The sequence below is a fragment of the Nocardioides aromaticivorans genome (assembly GCF_013408525.1).
In the GTDB taxonomy this organism is placed as follows: Bacteria; Actinomycetota; Actinomycetes; order Propionibacteriales; family Nocardioidaceae; genus Nocardioides; species Nocardioides aromaticivorans.
On the sequence record NZ_JACBZM010000001.1, the window covers coordinates 3,916,639 to 3,934,089 of the forward strand.

The following is a 17,451-nucleotide window of genomic DNA, read 5'->3' on the forward strand; positions in this document are numbered from 1 at the left end:
ATCAGGCGATCTCACGACAATTTCGGTAGGTGAACCGCACCACCCGGGTCAGGCGAGGACCTCGCGCACGGACGCGGTGGCCCAGGCGTTCCAGAGCGACGTGCGGCGCAGGAGGTAGTGCCCGACGGCGCCCATGTCGGTGAACTCCGCGTCGGCGACGGCGCTCGCCCGCTCGACGTACTTCCTCGTCGCGCGGGCGGAGGTGATCCGGTCCCGGCGGCCGTGGGCGGCGCGCAGGACCTTGCCGGCCAGTGGCTCGACCGGGTCGCTGGGCGGCAGCCACGGGGCGAGCGCGACGACGCCGCGCACGGACGGGTGGTCCGCGACGGCGACGCCGGTGCGGGCGCCCATCGAGTGGCCGACGACCGCGACGGGCAGGCCGTGCTCGGCGGCGAGGGCATCCAGCGCCCACCGCGCGTCCGGGACGGGCGAGGGGAGTGCGCCGGCGGCGGCGTTCCAGCCCTTGACCCGGTAGCGCAGCAGCACCACGCCGATGCCGTCGCCGTTCAGCGGGCCGGCGAGGTGGCGGGCCAGCGCGCGGCCGCGGCGCCACGACAGGCTGCGGCCGTCGACCGGCATGGTGCCGTGCTCGGCACCGCCGTGCAGGACCAGCGCGATCGCGCGTGGCGAGGCGGGAAGGTGCTCGTCGGTGAACGTCGGGGAGGTGGTCACGGCATCCATCTCCCCGTCTTCGGAGCCGGCCGGGCGGCCGGATTGCTCAGCCATGCTGGCGCAGCAGGTGGTAGGCCTCGAGCGTCTCCGCGCGCTGCTCGGCGTGGTCGACGATCGGCTCCGGGTAGTCGCCCCGCGTCGGGTCCTCCAGCTCGGGGACCCACCGGCGCACGTACGCCCCGTCGGGGTCGAACTTCTTGGCCTGTGAGGTCGGGTTGAAGATCCGGAAGTACGGCGCCGCGTCGGTCCCGCACCCGGCGACCCACTGCCAGTTGTGCTGGTTGCTCGCGAGGTCCCCGTCGACGAGGTGGCGCATGAAGTGCCGCGCGCCGTGGGTCCACTCGACGTGGAGGTCCTTGACCAGGAAGGACGCCACGACCATCCGCACCCGGTTGTGCATCCAGCCCTCGGCGAGCAGCTGGCGCATCCCGGCGTCGACGATCGGGTAGCCGGTGCGGCCCTCCGCCCACGCGGCCAGCCGCTCCCGCAGCGCGCGGCCGGTCACGTAGGGCAGCCCCTTCAGCTCGGGCTTGAAGTACTCGCGCGCGGAGTCCGGCCACGCGTGCAGCACGTGCGCGTGGAACTCCCGCCACGCCAGCTCCTTGCGGAAGACCGCCTCGTGGTGGTTGCGGGCGTCGAGGTCCGCCAGCAGGGTGCGCGGGTGGATCGCGCCCCAGCGCAGGTAGGTGGACAGGCGCGAGGTCTCGTCGAGGTCGGGGCGGTCGCGGACGTCGTCGTACGGCGTCCCGCGGAACTCCTCCCAGCGGGCGAGGGCGGCGGCCTCCCCGGCCTCGGGCAGCTGGACATCGCCCAGGTCGGGTGCCTCGGGCAGGCCGTCCGAGGGGGCTCCGACCCAGTCGACGGCGGCCGGGTCGGACTCCGCCGGCGCCCGCCAACGGTGGTCGACCCACGCCTTGTGGAAGGGCGTGAAGACCTTGTAGGGCTGGCCTGCTCCGGTGGAGAGGCGGCCCGGGGCGACCGCGTACGGCGACCCGGTGCGCACGAGCGGCACGTCACCGAGGGCGTCCTCGATGCGGGCGTCCCGCGCGGCGCCGTACGGGCCGAAGTCGGCGCTCACGTGCACGGCCGCGGCGCCGGTCTCGGCGACCAGCGCGGACAGCACCTCCTCGGGCCGGCCGCTGCGCACCACCAGCCCCGGGCCGTGCGCACGCAGGTCGCGGTCGAGGGCCTCCAGCGACCGGGCGAGGAACGCCCGGCGCGCGGGGCCGGAGGGGGCCAGGAGCGCGTCGTCGAGGACGAAGACCGGCAGCACCGGGCCGTCGGCGGCCGCGGCGAGCAGGGCGGGGTGGTCGCCCAGACGCAGGTCCCGGCGGAACCACAGGATGCTCGGGGTCACCCGGCCATGCTGGCAGACGGGCGGGAAAGCGGGTCTCGTGACGGTCGCTGCGCGACCTCCTCGACCACCGGGTCACGGTCGCTGCGCGACCTCCTCGACCACCGGGTGACGGTCGCTGCGCGACCTCCTCGACCACCGGAGACCCCGGTCAGCGCAGCCCGAGGTCCTTCAACGCGAGCCGGGCCGCCCGGTAGCCGGCCATGCCGTGCGCGCCCGGTCCCGGCGGCGCCGCCGCCGAGCAGAGGTAGACCCCGCGGGCGCCGGTCCGGTAGGGGTTGCGGCCCGGCCGCGGTCCGAGCACCAGCGACGCCGGCGACTTGGCGCCGGTGAGGATGTCGCCACCGACCCAGTTCTCGTTGACCGAGGCGAAGTCCGCCGGTCGGGTCACGTGGGTGCCCACGACCCGGTCGCGGAAGCCCGGCGCGAAGCGCTCGACCTGGGCGATGATCGCCTCGGTGGCGTCGCCGTCGTAGCCGGCCGGCACGTGGGCGTAGGCGTAGACCGGGTGCACGTCGCCACGTGAGCGGGATGGGTCGGCGACGTACTGCTGGCCGAGCAGGACGAACGGCCGCTCCGGCATCCGCCCGGTGGCGACGGCCTTCTCGCCGGCGATGATCTCGGCCGGTCCGCCCGCGAGGTGGAGCGTGCCGGCGCCGGCGAGCTCGGCGTCGCGCCACGGGATGCCCTGCGCGACGGCGAAGTCGACCTTGAAGGCGGCCGGTCCGTAGCGGTAGCGGCGGTAGGCGCGCCTGCTCCCGGAGGGCAGCTGGTCGTCGTACAGGCCCAGCGCGGCGGTCGGCGAGAGGTTCAGCAGGACGGCGTCGGCGGCCGGCAGCTGGCTCGCGGAGGTGACCCGGACGCCGGTCTCGATCTTGCCGCCGAGGTCGACGAGCGCCTTCGCCATCGCGTCCGTCAGCGCCTGGGTGCCGCCGACCACGACCGGCCAGCCGTCGTGGTGGCCGGCCGTCAGGATGCCCATGCCGATGGCCGAGGAGAGCACCTCCGTGAGCGGGCGCATCGCGTGGGCCGTCGTACCGAGGAAGAGGGCGCGGGCCTGCTCGGTGCGGAAGAAGCGGGCCAGCAGGGCTGCCGGGAGCAGGGTCGGCGTGCCGAAGCGGCCCATCAGCAGCGGGTGCCGGGGGAGGTGGACGACCGGCCCGAGGATGTCGCCGGCGAGCCTCTCCCAGGCTCGGGAGGGAGCGCCGAAGAGCATCCGCCAGCGGCGCGCGTCGGCCCCCAGGCCGGCCGCCGTCGCGTCCACGGAACGGCGCAGCAGCGCCGGCGCGGCGTCGTCGAGCGGGTGGGCCGCGTCGATCTCCGGCCAGGCCCACTGCAGGCCGTAGCGGTCCAGCCCGGCGAGCGCGGGCGACTGCACCGCCATCGGGTGGAAGGCGGCGCAGTGGTCGACGAGGATCCCCTCGCCGAACGGCTGCACGGTCCGGGTGCCGCCGCCGATCTCGTCCCGCGCCTCGAGCACGGTGACCTGCACGCCGGCCTTCGCCAGGGTCAGCGCGGCCGCCAGGCCGTTGGGCCCGCTGCCGACCACGAGTGCGTCCGTCATGGGTACGACGGTAGGCCCAACAGCCGCGTCCCTCCCATGTCACGGCGTGCGGACTTGGCGCGCGGCCTTTGGTCTCCGCGCACAACACCGGAGATCGCCAGGTCCTCCCCGCGCCGGCGGGGAGGACCTGGTGGGGGGACCCGGGCTGCTGGTGTCAGTGCGTGGGGATCAGCAGGGCCCGGCCGAGCCAGTGGCACGCGGTGAGCGCGAGCTCGATCGCCTGTCGGTCGGAGCTGACCGGCCAGCCCATCGCCTTCTCGGCGGACGCGATCCGGTACTTCACCGAGTTCTTGTGCATCAACATCGCCTCGGCGGTGGCGGTGTAGCTGCTGTCGTGCTGGAAGAACAAGAGCAGCGTGTGCCGCAGTCGCTCGTGCTGCTCGTCGTCGAGGGCCAGGTCGCCGAGCGTCTCCTGCACCCAGGTGCGGGCGGTGTCGAGGTCGTTGGCCAGCAGGGCGGCGACCTTGAGGCCGGGCTCGTCGAAGGTCGTGACCGAGCGCTGCGGGTCGTCGCCGACCATCGCCACCTGCTGGGCGTGCAACGCCTCGCGGTGGGTACGACGGAAGCCCTCCACCCCCGACGCGAGCCGGCCGAGCGCCAGGTTGGGCGCCGGCGGTCCACCGGCCTTGGCCAGGAGGGACTGGATCCCGCCGACATCGAGCTCGACCTCGTCGCGGACCGAGATCCAGATCCACGCCGACGCGCGGTCGCGCGGGATCACCAGCGGCGTACGCGACGAGCCGAGGAACTCCGCGATCGACGTCGCGGCACGGGTGAAGCGGGAGAGCTGGTCCTGCTGGGTGCCGGTCTCGTCGACCCACAGCACGCCACCGAGGTGCGGCACCCGCAGGCGGTAGCCCAGCGTGGTCTCGGCGGCGTCGATGTCGATCGGGGCGCCGGCGATGAGCTCCTCGACCCGGCCGACCCGGGCGCTGTTGCGCTCGGCCAGCCAGCGCTCGCGCTCGCCCTCGTAGACCGTGACCACGCCCTGCGAGATCCAGTCGATGTAGTCGAAGGTGACCTTCACGATCCGCTCGTAGGCCTCCGAGCGGACCTCGACCGGCGCCTCGAGCCGGTCGCACTCGGCGAAGGTCATCTCCAGCAGGTGCTGCTGGCCGAGCCGGTAGGCGCGCACCAGGGCGCTCATCGGCACCCCGCGCTGGGCGAGCCGCCGCGCGTACTCGTAGGCCGCCGACGGCGGCTCGATCTTGTCGAGCGTGATGTCGTGGCGCAGCGAGTAGAGGATGTTCTCGATGTTGCCCTCGATGCTGGCGTAGAGCAGCTCGAAGATCGCGCCGTCCTCGTCGAGCTCCTCGATGCGGTTCGAGAGGCGGTCGCGCATGCTGCTGGCCAGCTCGGTGATCCGGGCCTGGAGCGCCGTCGCGACGGTGGTCACCAGCACGTCGGCGGAGAGTGGAGGGGGAGCGTCTGCCACGTCTCGCAGTGTCCCAGACCGAGCGTGACGCGCGTCACTGTGCTCGCGCCACGACTGCGGGCCCGCGCTTTGGTCGCGGCGACCAAAGGCCTGCTGCGGGGGACGGCTCACGCCGACACCTGCTCGCGCAGCAGGCCCTTCACCAGCTTGCCCACCGAGTTCTTCGGCAGCTCCGTGCGCACGTGCACCTCCTGGGGCACCTTGTAGCGCGCCAGCGTGGCCGCGCAGTGCTCGCGCAGCTCCTCCGGCGTCGCGACGCGACCGGGCCGGGTGGCGACGTACGCGACCGGGACCTCGCCGAGCACGGGGTCCGGCTTGCCGATGACGGCCGCCTCGAGGACCGCGGGGTGCAGGTAGAGGCACTCCTCGATCTCCTTGGGGTAGATGTTCTCCCCGCCGCGGATGATCATGTCCTTGATCCGGTCGACGATGCGCAGGTAGCCGTCCCGGTCGATGATCCCCACGTCGCCCGTGTGCAGCCACCCGTCGCGGAGCACCTGGGCCGTCTCCTGCGGCTTTCCGAGGTAGCCCCGCATCACGTTGGCGCCGCGGATCACCACCTCCCCGCGCTGCCCGGCCGGCTGTGGGACGCCCTGGGCCGACACGACGGCGACCTCCTGGCCCGGGAGCGCGACGCCCACGGTGCCCGGCTTGCGCAGTCCGTCGACCGGGTTGATCGTCGACGCCACGCTGCCCTCCGAGAGCCCGTAGCCCTCGACGACGGGCACCCCGAAGCGCCGCTCGAAGCGGGTGATCAGCTCGGCCGGCATCGGCGCCGCGCCGCAGACCAGGAAGCGCAGCGAGGAGGTGTCGACCTTGCGCTCGGTCCGCGCCTCGAGCACGGCGTAGATGGTCGGCACCGCCGAGAAGTACGTCGGCCGGGCGGCCTCGACGTCGTCCCAGAAGGTGTCGGGGGAGAACCGCCGCGCGACGACGACGTCGCCGCCGGCCCGCAACGGGGCGAGGGTGCCGGCGACCAGGCCGTTGCAGTGGAACAGCGGGAGGACCAGCAGGCTGCGGTCGTCGGCGGTCAACCCGAAGTGCTCGACGAGCGAGGCGCTCATCGCGTCGAGGTTGTCGTGGTCGAGCAGCACGCCCTTCGGCTTGCCGGTCGTGCCGCTGGTGTAGATCACGAGCGCGAAGTCGTCGCCGAGGGCGGACGGCTCCTCGACGCCGTCCTCGGCGCCGGCGGGTGCGGAGGACACGGGCGGGTCCCCGGGGGCGGGGAGGACGAGGTCAGCGTCCACCCACGCGATCCCCAGGGACTCCGCCAGTGCCCGGGCCCGCTGGTCGCCGACGATCACCGCGGACGCCGAGTCCTCGAGCTGGTAGCGCACCTCGTCGTCGGTCAGCGCGGTGTTGACCGGGTTGAGGGCGGAGCCGCGGAACCACGCGGCGAACATCGTGGCGATGATCTCCGCGCAGTTCGGCAGCAGCACGGCGACGGTGTCGCCGGGCGCCACGCCCAGCGCCGTGAAGCGCTGGGCGAGGCGTCGTACGGAGGTCGCGAAGCCGGCGTTGTCCCAGGCCCGGTCACCGTCCTGCAGGCACGACCCGGTGGGGTCCTGCGCGGCCCGCTGGAACGGGATCGCCGCCAGCGGGCTGGTCGTGGTGACGCCCATGGGTCAGGCCGTCGCCGTCGGGCTGGCCGCGCCGAGGGCGTGCGCCGGGTGGTGCTGCGGGTGGCGCCAGGTGACGTCCGTCGGGACCGGGCCGTTCGGCAGCCAGGGCTGCTCCTTGACGCAGTCGGTGACCAGCCAGCTGCCGCGCTCGACGATGCCCAGGGCGGCGTCCATCACGAAGTACTCCTGCGTCGGCTTGTGGATGGGCTGCGACTCGACCCAGACCACGACGAACTCGCCGGGGGCGAAGCCGACCCGCTTCTGGATGGCCTCGATCAGCTGGTCGTCGTGCAGGTGGCCGTCCCCGAAGTTCCACCCGATCACCTTGTTGCAGCAGAACTCGGCCTCGCGCAGCGAGTAGCCCTCGTACTCGTCGCCCAGGTAGTTCTGCAGCACCGAGAACAGGCCGCGACCCTGGCTGTGCATCGAGCGCCAGCTCAGCGTCATCTGCATCGTCATCTCGGCGGCCGCCGGGTCGAATCCCATGCCGTCGACCAGCTGGTCGATCTGGTTGAGCGCGCCGCCGGGGATCTGGTTGAGCTTCGCCTCCGCGCCCGGGGCGAAGGCCCAGGTGGCCGAGGCCCAGTTGCCGGCGTACTGCCGCATCGAGGGGAGGAAGGACACCAGGTCGGGACGCAGGTTGCCGAGCACCGGGAAGAAGACCAGCGCGGCCACGAAGGCCGGTAGCATCCAGCCCTCGCTGAAGTCGGTCACGGCGTAGCCGTCACCCGCGAAGTGCCCGGCGAACAGGAAGATCGTGATGAACGAGAAGTTGATATTCCACTCCAGCGGCACCGCCAGGGGGAACGTCTGGGTGATGAAGAGGTGGAAGAGGACCATCGAGCCCACGGCCAGCAGCGTGATCGTCCAGTTGGTGCTCAGCAGCAGGACCAGCGGTACGGCGAGCTCGGCGGTCGTGCCGAGCACGTGCGCCATGAACCAGGCGAGCCGCGACGGCAGCAGGTCCTCGGGCAGCGACCGGTAGTGCGCACGCTTGAGGGCCTTCGGCACGAACGGGGCGTTCGACACCATCGGCGGGATCACGTTGAGGAAGTGGTGGTTCATCTTGGACACGGCCGCGCCGACCCAGATGGTGACGATGATCAGCTTGGCCGCGACGATGAAGTCGACGAACGTGAGCACCTCGCCGGCAAGCGCGGAGATCAGCAGGATCGGCAGGTACTGCTCGCCGCGCGAGGCGAGGAAGAGGATCTTGTCGCGCAGGCCGCAGAGCACGAGCAGGCCGGCGGAGAGCGCCATCAGCGCCGGGTCGACCATGTCGACGCCGAAGCCCTCGAGGGTCCTCCCGCCCGACGACGCGGCGAGGAGGAAGCTCGCGAGGGTGGCGAGGTAGAGCGCCACGTCGAAGACGCTGCGGTTGTCGCCGGCGGTGAACGGGACCTTGCCCGGCCACGGGGGGAGCCGGATGGTGTTCGGTCGCGCCCAGTAGGCGATGCCACCGGTCATCGGCTTGAAGTGCGCCGCGAGCGGACCCCACGTGCCACCGATGCCGAACAGCTCGAGAAAGAGCGTCCAGAGCACGAACTTCTGGTAGATGATCGGCTGGTCCCACCACTGGCTGACCTCGAGCGGGCCGCCCACGTCGGAGGTGAGGGTCGCCAGCGCGACGCCGCCGCCGATGTAGAGGACGAGCAGCTTCACGATGTAGATGGTGTGCACCATCTTCTGGGTGCCGAAGCCGTTCTCGGCCCAGAACGTCGCCAGGAACCTGATCCGTTCCTGGCGGGGGCGGGTGAGGAACTCCGCAGGGTCGACCTGCGGCACGGTGGGGGTGAGGAAGGGCATGGGTCTGGCTCCTTGGTGCGGGAAGGACCGCTCGGCGATCCGCCCCGAAGGTAGGCGCGATGTGACCTGCGTCATCACGGCCGCGACGACCGAACTTGCCTCCCGTTCTTCGTCCCCGACGGCCAACGACCCGGGCCCGCTACGGTGGCGGCATGCGGACCCCCGAGTACTCCGACGACCAGCTGGCGGCCGGTGTCGCCGCTGCTGCCGCCGCACTGGGCGAGCCGCTGACCGCTGCGGCGTACGACGCCTGGCAGCGCGACCAGGACGCGGCCTCCCCGGCGCTGCTGATCCGCCGGTTCGGGTCGTGGAACGAGGCCTGCGCCCGCGCCGGCGTGGCCACCAACAAGACCCGCTCGACCTCGCGGAGGTGGAGCGACGAGGACGTCGTCGCGATCGTGGCGGCGTACCTGGGCTCACCGGGGGCGACGGGCTCGTTCGCCGACTACTCGGAGTGGGCGAAGGCGCAGGACGACGCCCCGAGCGGGGCGACCCTGCGGCAGCGCTTCCCGTGGGCCGAGGTCAAGAAGCGGGCAGCGGCCGGCACCTGAGCGGGCGTCCGTCACAATGACAGCATGACTGTCATTCCCGCGGACCGCCTCGCCGAGCTCGAGCCCGCCTGCGCGCTCGCGGACGCACTGGCGTTCTTCGACAGCCTCCCGGCCGTCCGTGCCGAGGAGGTCACCGGCCGCTGGCACGGGCGCGAGCTCGCCACCGGGCACCCGATGGACGGGCTGCTGGAGGCGTCCGGGTGGTACGGCAAGCAGTTCGACTCCGTGGACGAGGTGCACCCGCTGCTCTTCCGGACGCCGGCGGGGAAGATCGTGTCCGTCGACCCGCGACGGATCCCCTTCGGGATCGTCGACCGGATCCCCGAGGGTGTGGTCGCCCGCGGCCGCGCGGTCATGGGCGCGGCGCTCCCGGCGCTGCGCACGAAGAAGCCCCGGGCCCGGCTGCGCAACGTGGAGTACCGCGGCGTGGTCACCGCCGGGATGAGCTACGACCACCTGCCGATCATCGACCTCTTCCGCCGGGTCGACGCCGACACCCTGCTGGGCTGCATGGACCTGCGCGACGCCCCGCCGTACTTCTTCGTCCTGGTCCGGGACTGATCCGGCAGCCGCCGGTGGTCTCGTGACGGTTGCTGCGCAACCTCCTCGACCACCGGGCAGGTTCAGGCGGCAGGTTCAGGCGGGCGGGTACGGCGCCGCCTTGAGCAGCGCCGCCAGGTGGGCCGCGTTGCCGGCGAGCGTCGCGGTGGTGGCCGCGGTCTTCTCGGGCTCGGGGTCGAGGTCCTGGTAGTCGGTCGACTGCATCGCCTCGCCGACCCAGTAGGTCACGCCGTTCGCCGGGATCGTGAAGCCGACGTCCGAGAGCGCCTGGTAGACCTCGGCGCTGACGTGGTGGGCGCCGTCCTCGTTGCCGACGACCGCCACGGCCGCGACCTTGCCGGAGGTCAGCATCCGGCCCTCGTCGTCCTCCTCGCTGAGCTCGGCGTCGAGCCGCTCCAGCACCATCTTGCACACCGACGAGGGCTGGCCCATCCAGATCGGCGTGGCGATGACGAGGATGTCGGCGGCGAGCACCTGGCGGCGGATGTCCGGCCACGCGTCGCCGTCGCCCTCGTCGGTGCTGACCCCGAACGCGACCGGGTGGTCCACCACGCGCACCAGGTCGCCGTCGACCCCGTGCCCGCGCAGGGCCTCGAGCACGCGCCGCCCCAGCAGGTCGGAGCTGGACTCGGACGGTGACCTGCGCAGCGTGCAGCACAGGACGAGGGCACGCAGGGAATCTGTCGGTGGGGTGTCGTCGACCATGCGCGGGGTGGTACCCGGCGGGAGGCCGGGCACCCGGGCGCCCGGGGCAGAGGTCCCGGGTCCGTGATCCGGATGGGTGTCGCATCGTGTCCGAGAGGCCGCTCCGCCGGGCCGTCCCGGCTGCCTACGCTCGCCGCGACGCGCACTGATCGGGGGAGGGAGCTCGGGTGGCGTACACACCGCGGGCCTGGACCCGCACCGCGATCCCGTCGTCCGCGACGCTGCACTGCCTGCGCCGGTTCACCGCGGGCTACACGCCCGCGCTCCACCGCCAGGTCGTCGCCGCCGGCGGGTTCACGGCGTGGTTCGAGAAGCAGCTGACGTCGCAGTACGCCGACGCCTGGTACACCACCTCGGCGACGTGGTGGACCTCGATCAACGCCTCGGCGGAGACGCTCTGGCAACGACAGGTCGACGGCATCGAGGAGCTGTGGCTGGCCGACGCCAACTACGAGCGCTGGGCGCTGGTGCGCCGCCTCGGCTCGCAGCGGCAGGTGCTCGAGACGATGGCGGAGCTCTGGGAGCACCACCTGCACGTGCCGGCGACGGGCGAGGTCGGGCCGTTCCGGACGTCGTACGGGAAGACGATCCGGAAGCACGCGCTCGGCCGCTTCGAGGACCTGCTGCAGGCGGCGATCGTGCACCCGGCGATGGCGGTCTACCTCGGCAACGCGAACTCCTCCAAGCGCGCCCCCAACGAGAACCTCGGCCGCGAGCTGCTGGAGCTGCACACCGTCGGTCGCGGCAACTACGACGAGGACGACGTCAAGGCATCCGCGCGGATCCTCACCGGCTACCGCGTCGACTCGTGGCGGACGTGGGCCTTCTCCTACGACCCGGCCCACCACTGGACCGGACCCGTGCAGGTCATGGGCTTCGCCCACGACAACGGCGCCGCCGACGGCCGGCCCGTCGTCCAGGCCTACCTGCGCTATCTCGCCCACCATCCCGCGACCGCGCGGCGGATCGCGCTCAAGCTGGCCCGGCGGTTCGTGTCCGACAGCCCGCCGGACGCACTGGTCGATCGCCTGGCGAAGGTCTACCTCGCCCATGACACCCAGATCCGCCCGGTGCTCCGCGCGCTGGTCGCCTCGACGGAGTTCAAGGCCGCGAGCTCGGTCGGCAAGAAGGTCCGTACGCCGACCGACGACGTCGTCGCGACCTGGCGGGCGCTGGGCGTCCAGATCTCCGCGCGACCGGCGGACAGCGAGTCCGAGGCCGGCGCCAACGCGATCCTGTGGCAGGCGTCGTCCGTCGGCATCAGGCCGTTCTCGTGGCAGCCGCCCGACGGACGACCCGACACGGCAGCGGCGTGGTCGTCGACCTCGCGCTTCCTCAACTCCCTCGACGTGCACTACACGATGGCGGGCGGCTGGTGGCCGTCCATCGGCACCCGCTACCGCACGCCGGCGTCGTGGCTGCCGGCCACGCAGATCCGCTTCGACCACCTCGTCGACCACCTCGCCCGGTCGATCCACGGACGCGGCTCGACGTCGCTGCTGCTGCAGGCCGCGTGCGAGGCGACCGGCTGCAGTCCGGGCACGATCATCACCAGTACCCACGACCTGGTCCGCTGGGAGATGCCGCGCCTGCTGACCGTGTTCCTCGACTGCCCGACCCACATGACGAGGTGACGGCCATGACCTCCCCGACCCCTGCCCCTCCCGCCGAGCCCTGCGGATGCCCCGAGTTCTCGCGGGTCTCACGCCGCGGTCTGCTCCGGGGCGCGCTCGCCGCCGGGGCCGGCCTGAGCACGGCCACCGCGTTCGGCACCGCCTTCGTCGAGACGTCGTACGCCGCCACGCGCTCCGCGCCCGCCGTGCTGGTCGTCCTGTCGATGCGCGGCGCGGTCGACGGGATGAGCCTCGTCGTCCCGCACGGCGACCCGGTCTACGCGAGCGCGCGGCCCGGCATCGCCGTCCCGTCGGCGCAGCTGCTCGCGAAGGACGGCTTCTTCGGGCTGCACCCGAACCTGGCGCCCCTGCTGCCGCTGTGGAACGGCGGCCGCATGGCGGCCGTGCACGCGACCGGCCTGCCGGCGCCCAACCGCTCGCACTTCTCCGCGATGGAGGAGGTCGAGGACGCCGCGCCCGGCTCGACGACGCGCACCGGCTGGCTGAACCGGCTGATCGGCCGCGACACCTACACCAGCCCGCTGCAGGCGGTCCAGCTCGGCAGCGCCAACCCGCCGACCTCCCTCAGCGGGCCGCAGCAGAGCGTCGCGATCGAGCGGATCGCGGACATGCGGCTCTCCGGAGCCGACAAGTGGGACCCCGAGGGGCGCCGGCCCCGGTCGATGCGGACCACCTGGGCGTCAGCCTCGGGACCGCTCGGAGCGGGAGCCCGCGCCGCGATGGCGGCCATCGCCGACTTCGCCCCGGTCAAGGCGACCTCGACGACACCGGCCAACGGGGCGTCGTACCCGGACGGGGACTTCGGGCGCGCGATGGCCGCGACGGCGCGCACCATCCGCGGCGACGTGGGTGCCGAGGTGATCACCGTCGACTTCGGGTCGTGGGACCACCACGTCGACCTCGGCACGCTCGAGTGGGGTGCGATGCAGCGGATGACGTCCGAGCTCGCCGACGTGCTGGCGGCGTTCTTCACCGACCTCGGTGCGCTCGCCGACAAGGTGACCGTCGTGGCGCTGTCCGAGTTCGGCCGACGGGTCAAGCAGAACGCCAACTACGGACTCGACCACGGGTGGGGCAACGTGATGCTGTTGCTCGGCGCCGGCGTCAAGGGCGGCTACCACGGCACCTGGCCGGGTCTGGTCAACGACGTCAACGCCGACCTCACGGTCACGACCGACTACCGCAGCGTCCTCGCCGAGGTCGTGGTGAAGCGGATGGCCGCCTCGTCGGCGACGGTGTTCCCGGGCTTCACTCCGGAGACCGTCGGCGTGATGGCCTAGGCGACGGCGATCGCGAGGAGCACGACCGCGATCGCGGGGAGGGTGAGCTGCGTGATCGCCGCACGAGCCTTGTCCGGCGACGAGAGCAGCAGCACCAGCCCGGCGGCCACCATCGACCCCGCGCCGGTGAAGACCAGCGTCGAGCCGACCGTCTCCTCGTCGGCGACGTGGGCGGCGATGCCGCCGAAGGTCACCAGCGCGAGGAAGAGGTTGTAGAAGCCCTGGTTGTAGGCGAGCTCCTTGGTGGCCTCGGCCTCCTCGACCGACGTGCCGAACGTCGCCCGCGTCCGCGGACTCGTCCAGGTGAGCGACTCCATGACCCAGATGTAGACGTGGAGTGCGGCGGCGAGGCCCGCGAACGCGAGGGCGACGGTGGTCATGTCCAGCACCCTAAGGGGCGGCGGGACCTCTGGAGGGACCTCTGGCGGGCGCGAAGTGCGTGGGTTTCTCCGCCGAAGTGTGAGGTCTTCTCCGGCGAAGTGGCAGAGGTTCTCCCTCGAGACGTGAGGATTGCGGCGCCGGTGGCGGAGAAATCTGCCCACTTCGGTGGAGAAATCGGCCCACTTCGGTGGAGAAATCGACCCACCTCGGCGGAGAAAACCTCACACTTCGCGCCCCACCCGGGTTCGGCCGTTGTCGGCGGGTACCGCGAGGCGGAACCGACAACGAACCCCGACCGAGAGGAGCACGATCCATGAGCACGATCGAGAAGACCATCGTCGTCGAGGTGCCGGTCCGTACGGCCTACGACCAGTGGACGCAGTTCGAGAGCTTCCCCAAGTTCATGCAGGGCGTCGAGCACGTGAAGCAGATCGACGACAAGCACCTGCACTGGAGCGCCGACATCGCCGGAGTGCACCGCGAGTGGGACGCCGAGATCGTCCACCAGACGCCCGACGAGCGGATCACCTGGCGCGCCACCGACGGTACGACGAACGACGGCACCGTCTCCTTCGCCCCGGACCCCACCGGGCGCGGCACGCGGGTCACCCTGCAGATGGAGTTCGAGCCCGAGGGCATCGTCGAGAAGGTCGGCGACGCGCTGAAGATCGTCGACAAGCGCACCGAGGGCGACCTCGAGCGGTTCAAGGAGTTCATCGAGGCCCGTGGTGTGGAGACGGGCGGGTGGCGCGGGGCGGTGAGCCCGAGCGACGTGGACCCGCCGAATCCGGCGTTGTGATCGGGGGAGTTTCACCGGCCGGCCGGTGAAACTCCCGCGCCTGGACGAAGAAACTCACGCCTGGACGACGAAGCTTCGTCGTCCAGGCGTGAGTTCTGTCGTCCAGGGTGCCGGGGCTCAGCCCTGGCCGGCCTGCTCCACGATCCGGTCGAAGCGCGCGCCCATCGCCTCGGCGAGCGCACTGGCGGCCTTGAGCGGGCGGACCATCACCATGAAGTCGGTGATCAGGCCGTCGTCGTCGAGGACGAGGAAGTCGCACCCGGTGATGTCGAGGCCGTCGACCTTCGCCTCGAAGACCAGCGCATGGCCCGCGTCGTCGCCGAGCTCGCGCACGTAGTGGAAGTCCTCGAAGACCTCGATCACGTTGGCCAGGATCGCCGCGGTGATGGGCTTGCCGGGGTACGGCTTGTGCGCGACCGGGCTGCGGAAGACGACGTCGTCGGCGAGGCACGCCCGCATGGCGTCGATGTCGCGCGCCTCGACGGCGGTGCGGAACGCCGCGCTCACAGCGCCGCCGCCAGCTCGGTGCCCTGCTTGATGGCGCGCTTCGCGTCGAGCTCGGCGGCCACGTCGGCGCCCCCGATCAGGTGGACACGACCGGCGAAGTCGGAGGCGAGCAGGTCGTCGTACAGGCTGCGGACCGACTCCTGGCCGGCGCAGACAACCACGTGGTCGACGTCGAGCACCTGCGGCGCTCCGTCGACGGTGATGTGCAGGCCCGCGTCGTCGACCTTGTCGTAGGAGACGCCGCTGAGCTGGTGGACGCCGAGGTCCTTGACGACGGCACGGTGCACCCAGCCCGAGGTCTTGCCCAGGCCCTTGCCCTGCGCGGACTCCTTGCGCTGCAGCAGCCACACCTCGCGCTTCGGGGTGCGCGGCGCCTTCTCCGTCACGCCACCGCGTACGACGGCCGGGTCGGCCACGCCCCAGTGGGCCTTCCACTCCTCGACGGTCTCGTCGGTGTGGGCGAGCAGCTCGGTGACGTCGAAGCCGATCCCGCCGGCACCCATCACGGCGACCCGGCCGCCGACCGCGACGCGGCCGGTGATGGCGTCGGGGTAGGAGACGACCTTCGAGTGGTCGATCCCCGGGATCGACGGGGTGCGCGGCTCGACGCCGGTCGCGACCACGACCTCGTCGTACCCGGCGAGCAGCTCGGGCGTCGCCCACGTCGACAGCTTCACGTTGACGCCGAGGACCTCCATGCGGCGGCGGAAGTAGCGCAGCGTCTCGGCGAACTCCTCCTTGCCGGGGATCTGCATCGCCAGGCGGAACTGGCCACCGATCTCGTCGCTCGCCTCGAAGAGCGTGACGTCGTGGCCGCGCTCGGCGGCGCTGACGGCGGTCGCGAGGCCGGCGGGGCCACCACCGACGACGGCGACCCGCTTGGCGGAGCGCGTCGGGCCGAGCACGAGCGTGGTCTCGTGGCAGGCGCGCGGGTTGACCAGGCAGGAGGCCCGCTTGGCCTGGAAGGTGTGGTCGAGGCAGGCCTGGTTGCAGCCGATGCAGGTGTTGATCTCGTCGGCGCGGCCGTCGCGGGCCTTGTTGACGAGCTCGGAGTCGGCGAGGAACGGGCGGGCCATCGAGACCAGGTCGATGCCCTGCTCGAGGATCGACTCCGCGACGTCCGGGGTGTTGATCCGGTTGCTCGCGCAGACCGGGATCGACACGACCTCCTTGAGGCGCAGGGTGCTGTCGACCCACGCGCCGCGCGGCACGCTGGTGACGATCGTGGGGACCCGCGCCTCGTGCCAGCCGATGCCGGTGTTGATGACGCTCGCGCCGGCCGCCTCGATCCGGTGCGCCAGCTCGACGGTCTCCTCCCACGTCTGGCCGTCGGGGACGAGGTCGAGCAGCGACATCCGGTACATCACGAAGAAGTCCGGCAGCTCCTGCCGGATCCGGCGCACGATCTCGACGGGGAAGCGCATCCGGTTCTCGGCGGAGCCGCCCCACTTGTCGGTACGACGGTTGGTGCGCGCCGCGAGGAACTGGTTGATCAGGTAGCCCTCGGAGCCCATGATCTCGATGCCGTCGTACCCGGCCTTGCGCGCGAGCCTCGCCGATGCGACGAAGTCGTCGACGGTCCGCTCGACCGCCCGCGTCGACAGCGCGGACGCCTTGAACGGGGTGATCGGCGACTTGGTCGCGCTCGCCGAGACGCTGAACGGCGTGTAGCCGTAGCGGCCGGCGTGGAGGATCTGCAGCGCGATCCTCCCGCCGTTCTCGTGGACCGCGTCGGTCACCCGCTGGTGGCGGTGCGCGTTCATCCGCGTGGTCATCTGCGAGCCGAACGGCAGCAGCCAGCCGCGCACGTTCGGCGCGTAGCCGCCGGTCACGATGAGGCCGACACCGCCGGCGGCCCGCTCGGCGAAGTACGCCGCCATCTCGTCGACGTGCCACGGCCGGTCCTCGAGGCCGGTGTGCATCGAGCCCATGACCGCGCGGGACTGGAGCTCCAGCCCGCCGACGACGGCCTTCGAGGTGAGCAGGGGATAGCTGGTCATCGGTTCTCCTCGGTGTCTCCAGCGGTGGTGCTGGCGGTGGTGTGGGCGTCGATGTACTCGGTCAGCCAGCGGATCCAGAACTCCTCCATGAGGAGGCCGCCGCGCAGCACGAGGTGGATGTCGAGCTCGGCGCCGGTCAGCGCGCCGGGGTCCGGGAAGTCCCGGGCGGCCATGAACTCGTACAGCGAGAGCCGCTTGGTGTGCTCGTCGAGCTGGCGGCGCAGGTCGTCGAGCAGCGCCGCCCGGTCGCCGTACGACGCCCCGCGCATCTTGATGCCGACGCTGCTTCGCATGGCGTCGGGCGTGGTGGGCTCGCCGATCCAGCGGGCGAGCTCGGCCCGCCCTGCGTCGGTGACGGCGTAGACCTTCTTGGTCGGCCGGTCGGCCTGGGGGACCGCCTCGGCGCTCACCCAGCCGTCGCCCTCCATCCGGCCGAGCACGCGGTAGATCTGCTGGTGCGTCGCGGACCAGAAGAAGCCGATCGACGCGTCGAAGCGGCGCACCAGGTCTGAGCCGGACGCGGCGCGCTCGCTCAGCGACACGAGGATCGCGTGCTCGAGGGCCATGGCACGAGGATGCC

Annotated in this window: 16 protein-coding genes; 5 read left to right on the top strand and 11 right to left on the bottom strand. The window is 72.1% G+C overall.

Annotated elements, in window-relative coordinates; all coding sequences use genetic code 11:
• Window positions 1-48 precede the first annotated feature (48 nt).
• The 6 genes from BJ993_RS18810 to BJ993_RS18835 form a co-directional block, all read right to left on the bottom strand.
• Window positions 49-672, bottom strand: a complete 624-nt coding sequence (locus BJ993_RS18810) for an alpha/beta hydrolase (RefSeq protein ID WP_242530580.1) — start codon at window positions 670-672, stop codon at window positions 49-51.
• Window positions 673-718: 46 nt separating this feature from the next.
• Window positions 719-2,029 (bottom strand): cryptochrome/photolyase family protein, encoded by a 1,311-nt coding sequence (locus BJ993_RS18815; protein ID WP_179650528.1) that lies wholly within the window; start codon window positions 2,027-2,029, stop codon window positions 719-721.
• 148 nt (window positions 2,030-2,177) lie between these two features.
• The gene (locus tag BJ993_RS18820) at window positions 2,178-3,590 is read right to left on the bottom strand and encodes a phytoene desaturase family protein (RefSeq protein ID WP_179650530.1); all 1,413 of its coding nucleotides are present in this window, start codon (window positions 3,588-3,590) and stop codon (window positions 2,178-2,180) included.
• Window positions 3,591-3,744: 154 nt separating this feature from the next.
• Entirely contained in the window at window positions 3,745-5,025 is a 1,281-nt protein-coding gene (locus BJ993_RS18825; protein ID WP_179650531.1) for a PucR family transcriptional regulator, read from the bottom strand.
• A gap of 107 nt (window positions 5,026-5,132) precedes the next feature.
• Entirely contained in the window at window positions 5,133-6,647 is a 1,515-nt protein-coding gene (locus BJ993_RS18830; protein WP_179650533.1) for a class I adenylate-forming enzyme family protein, read from the bottom strand.
• Window positions 6,648-6,650: 3 nt separating this feature from the next.
• Window positions 6,651-8,453 carry a DUF3556 domain-containing protein gene (locus BJ993_RS18835; protein ID WP_179650535.1) on the bottom strand — a complete coding sequence of 601 codons (1,803 nt, stop codon included), beginning with the start codon at window positions 8,451-8,453 and terminating at the stop codon, window positions 6,651-6,653.
• Between the two features lie 152 nt (window positions 8,454-8,605).
• On the opposite strand from BJ993_RS18835, the gene BJ993_RS18840 reads away from it, so the two are divergent.
• Window positions 8,606-9,004 (top strand): homing endonuclease associated repeat-containing protein, encoded by a 399-nt coding sequence (locus BJ993_RS18840; protein ID WP_179650537.1) that lies wholly within the window; start codon window positions 8,606-8,608, stop codon window positions 9,002-9,004.
• Between the two features lie 24 nt (window positions 9,005-9,028).
• Window positions 9,029-9,565 (top strand): DUF4334 domain-containing protein, encoded by a 537-nt coding sequence (locus BJ993_RS18845; protein WP_179650539.1) that lies wholly within the window; start codon window positions 9,029-9,031, stop codon window positions 9,563-9,565.
• A 75-nt stretch (window positions 9,566-9,640) separates the two neighbouring features.
• On the opposite strand, the gene BJ993_RS18850 is transcribed toward BJ993_RS18845, so the two are convergent.
• On the bottom strand, window positions 9,641-10,270 hold the full coding sequence (locus tag BJ993_RS18850; RefSeq protein ID WP_036541975.1) for a flavodoxin family protein: 630 nt from the start codon (window positions 10,268-10,270) through the stop codon (window positions 9,641-9,643).
• A gap of 167 nt (window positions 10,271-10,437) precedes the next feature.
• Here BJ993_RS18850 and BJ993_RS18855 point away from each other — a divergent pair, with 167 nt between their 5' ends.
• Entirely contained in the window at window positions 10,438-11,904 is a 1,467-nt protein-coding gene (locus BJ993_RS18855; protein ID WP_179650540.1) for a DUF1800 domain-containing protein, read from the top strand.
• 5 nt (window positions 11,905-11,909) lie between these two features.
• Window positions 11,910-13,184, top strand: coding sequence for a DUF1501 domain-containing protein (locus BJ993_RS18860; RefSeq protein ID WP_179650542.1), 1,275 nt, complete (start codon window positions 11,910-11,912; stop codon window positions 13,182-13,184).
• On the opposite strand, the gene BJ993_RS18865 is transcribed toward BJ993_RS18860, so the two are convergent.
• Window positions 13,181-13,564, bottom strand: a complete 384-nt coding sequence (locus tag BJ993_RS18865) for a DUF1304 domain-containing protein (protein WP_179650544.1) — start codon at window positions 13,562-13,564, stop codon at window positions 13,181-13,183. The genes BJ993_RS18860 and BJ993_RS18865 overlap by 4 nt on opposite strands.
• 314 nt (window positions 13,565-13,878) lie before the next feature.
• Here BJ993_RS18865 and BJ993_RS18870 point away from each other — a divergent pair, with 314 nt between their 5' ends.
• Window positions 13,879-14,364, top strand: coding sequence for an SRPBCC family protein (locus BJ993_RS18870; protein WP_036541977.1), 486 nt, complete (start codon window positions 13,879-13,881; stop codon window positions 14,362-14,364).
• 117 nt (window positions 14,365-14,481) lie between these two features.
• Here BJ993_RS18870 and BJ993_RS18875 read toward each other — a convergent pair whose 3' ends face one another.
• From BJ993_RS18875 to BJ993_RS18885, 3 genes are read right to left on the bottom strand one after another with little or no spacing between them, the layout of a single operon-like run.
• Window positions 14,482-14,871 (bottom strand): nuclear transport factor 2 family protein, encoded by a 390-nt coding sequence (locus BJ993_RS18875; protein WP_308645628.1) that lies wholly within the window; start codon window positions 14,869-14,871, stop codon window positions 14,482-14,484.
• Window positions 14,868-16,871: an NADPH-dependent 2,4-dienoyl-CoA reductase gene (locus tag BJ993_RS18880; RefSeq protein WP_179650546.1), complete on the bottom strand. Its 2,004-nt coding sequence runs from the start codon at window positions 16,869-16,871 to the stop codon at window positions 14,868-14,870. Before BJ993_RS18880 ends, BJ993_RS18875 begins: the two co-directional genes overlap by 4 nt.
• Window positions 16,868-17,437 (bottom strand): PadR family transcriptional regulator, encoded by a 570-nt coding sequence (locus tag BJ993_RS18885; RefSeq protein ID WP_179650548.1) that lies wholly within the window; start codon window positions 17,435-17,437, stop codon window positions 16,868-16,870. Before BJ993_RS18885 ends, BJ993_RS18880 begins: the two co-directional genes overlap by 4 nt.
• Between the last annotated feature and the right edge of the window lie 14 nt (window positions 17,438-17,451).

Bases quoted from the DNA above. Each gene is read 5' to 3' on its own strand.
- BJ993_RS18820 (WP_179650530.1), bottom strand. From the start codon at position 3,590: ATGACGGACGCACTCGTGGTCGGCAGCGGGCCCAACGGCCTGGCGGCC.
- BJ993_RS18830 (WP_179650533.1), bottom strand. From the start codon at position 6,647: ATGGGCGTCACCACGACCAGCCCGCTGGCGGCGATCCCGTTCCAGCGG.
- BJ993_RS18835 (WP_179650535.1), bottom strand. From the start codon at position 8,453: ATGCCCTTCCTCACCCCCACCGTGCCGCAGGTCGACCCTGCGGAGTTC.
- BJ993_RS18840 (WP_179650537.1), top strand. From the start codon at position 8,606: ATGCGGACCCCCGAGTACTCCGACGACCAGCTGGCGGCCGGTGTCGCC.
- BJ993_RS18845 (WP_179650539.1), top strand. From the start codon at position 9,029: ATGACTGTCATTCCCGCGGACCGCCTCGCCGAGCTCGAGCCCGCCTGC.
- BJ993_RS18850 (WP_036541975.1), bottom strand. From the start codon at position 10,270: ATGGTCGACGACACCCCACCGACAGATTCCCTGCGTGCCCTCGTCCTG.
- BJ993_RS18860 (WP_179650542.1), top strand. From the start codon at position 11,910: ATGACCTCCCCGACCCCTGCCCCTCCCGCCGAGCCCTGCGGATGCCCC.
- BJ993_RS18865 (WP_179650544.1), bottom strand. From the start codon at position 13,564: ATGACCACCGTCGCCCTCGCGTTCGCGGGCCTCGCCGCCGCACTCCAC.
- BJ993_RS18870 (WP_036541977.1), top strand. From the start codon at position 13,879: ATGAGCACGATCGAGAAGACCATCGTCGTCGAGGTGCCGGTCCGTACG.
- BJ993_RS18880 (WP_179650546.1), bottom strand. From the start codon at position 16,871: ATGACCAGCTATCCCCTGCTCACCTCGAAGGCCGTCGTCGGCGGGCTG.
- BJ993_RS18885 (WP_179650548.1), bottom strand. From the start codon at position 17,437: ATGGCCCTCGAGCACGCGATCCTCGTGTCGCTGAGCGAGCGCGCCGCG.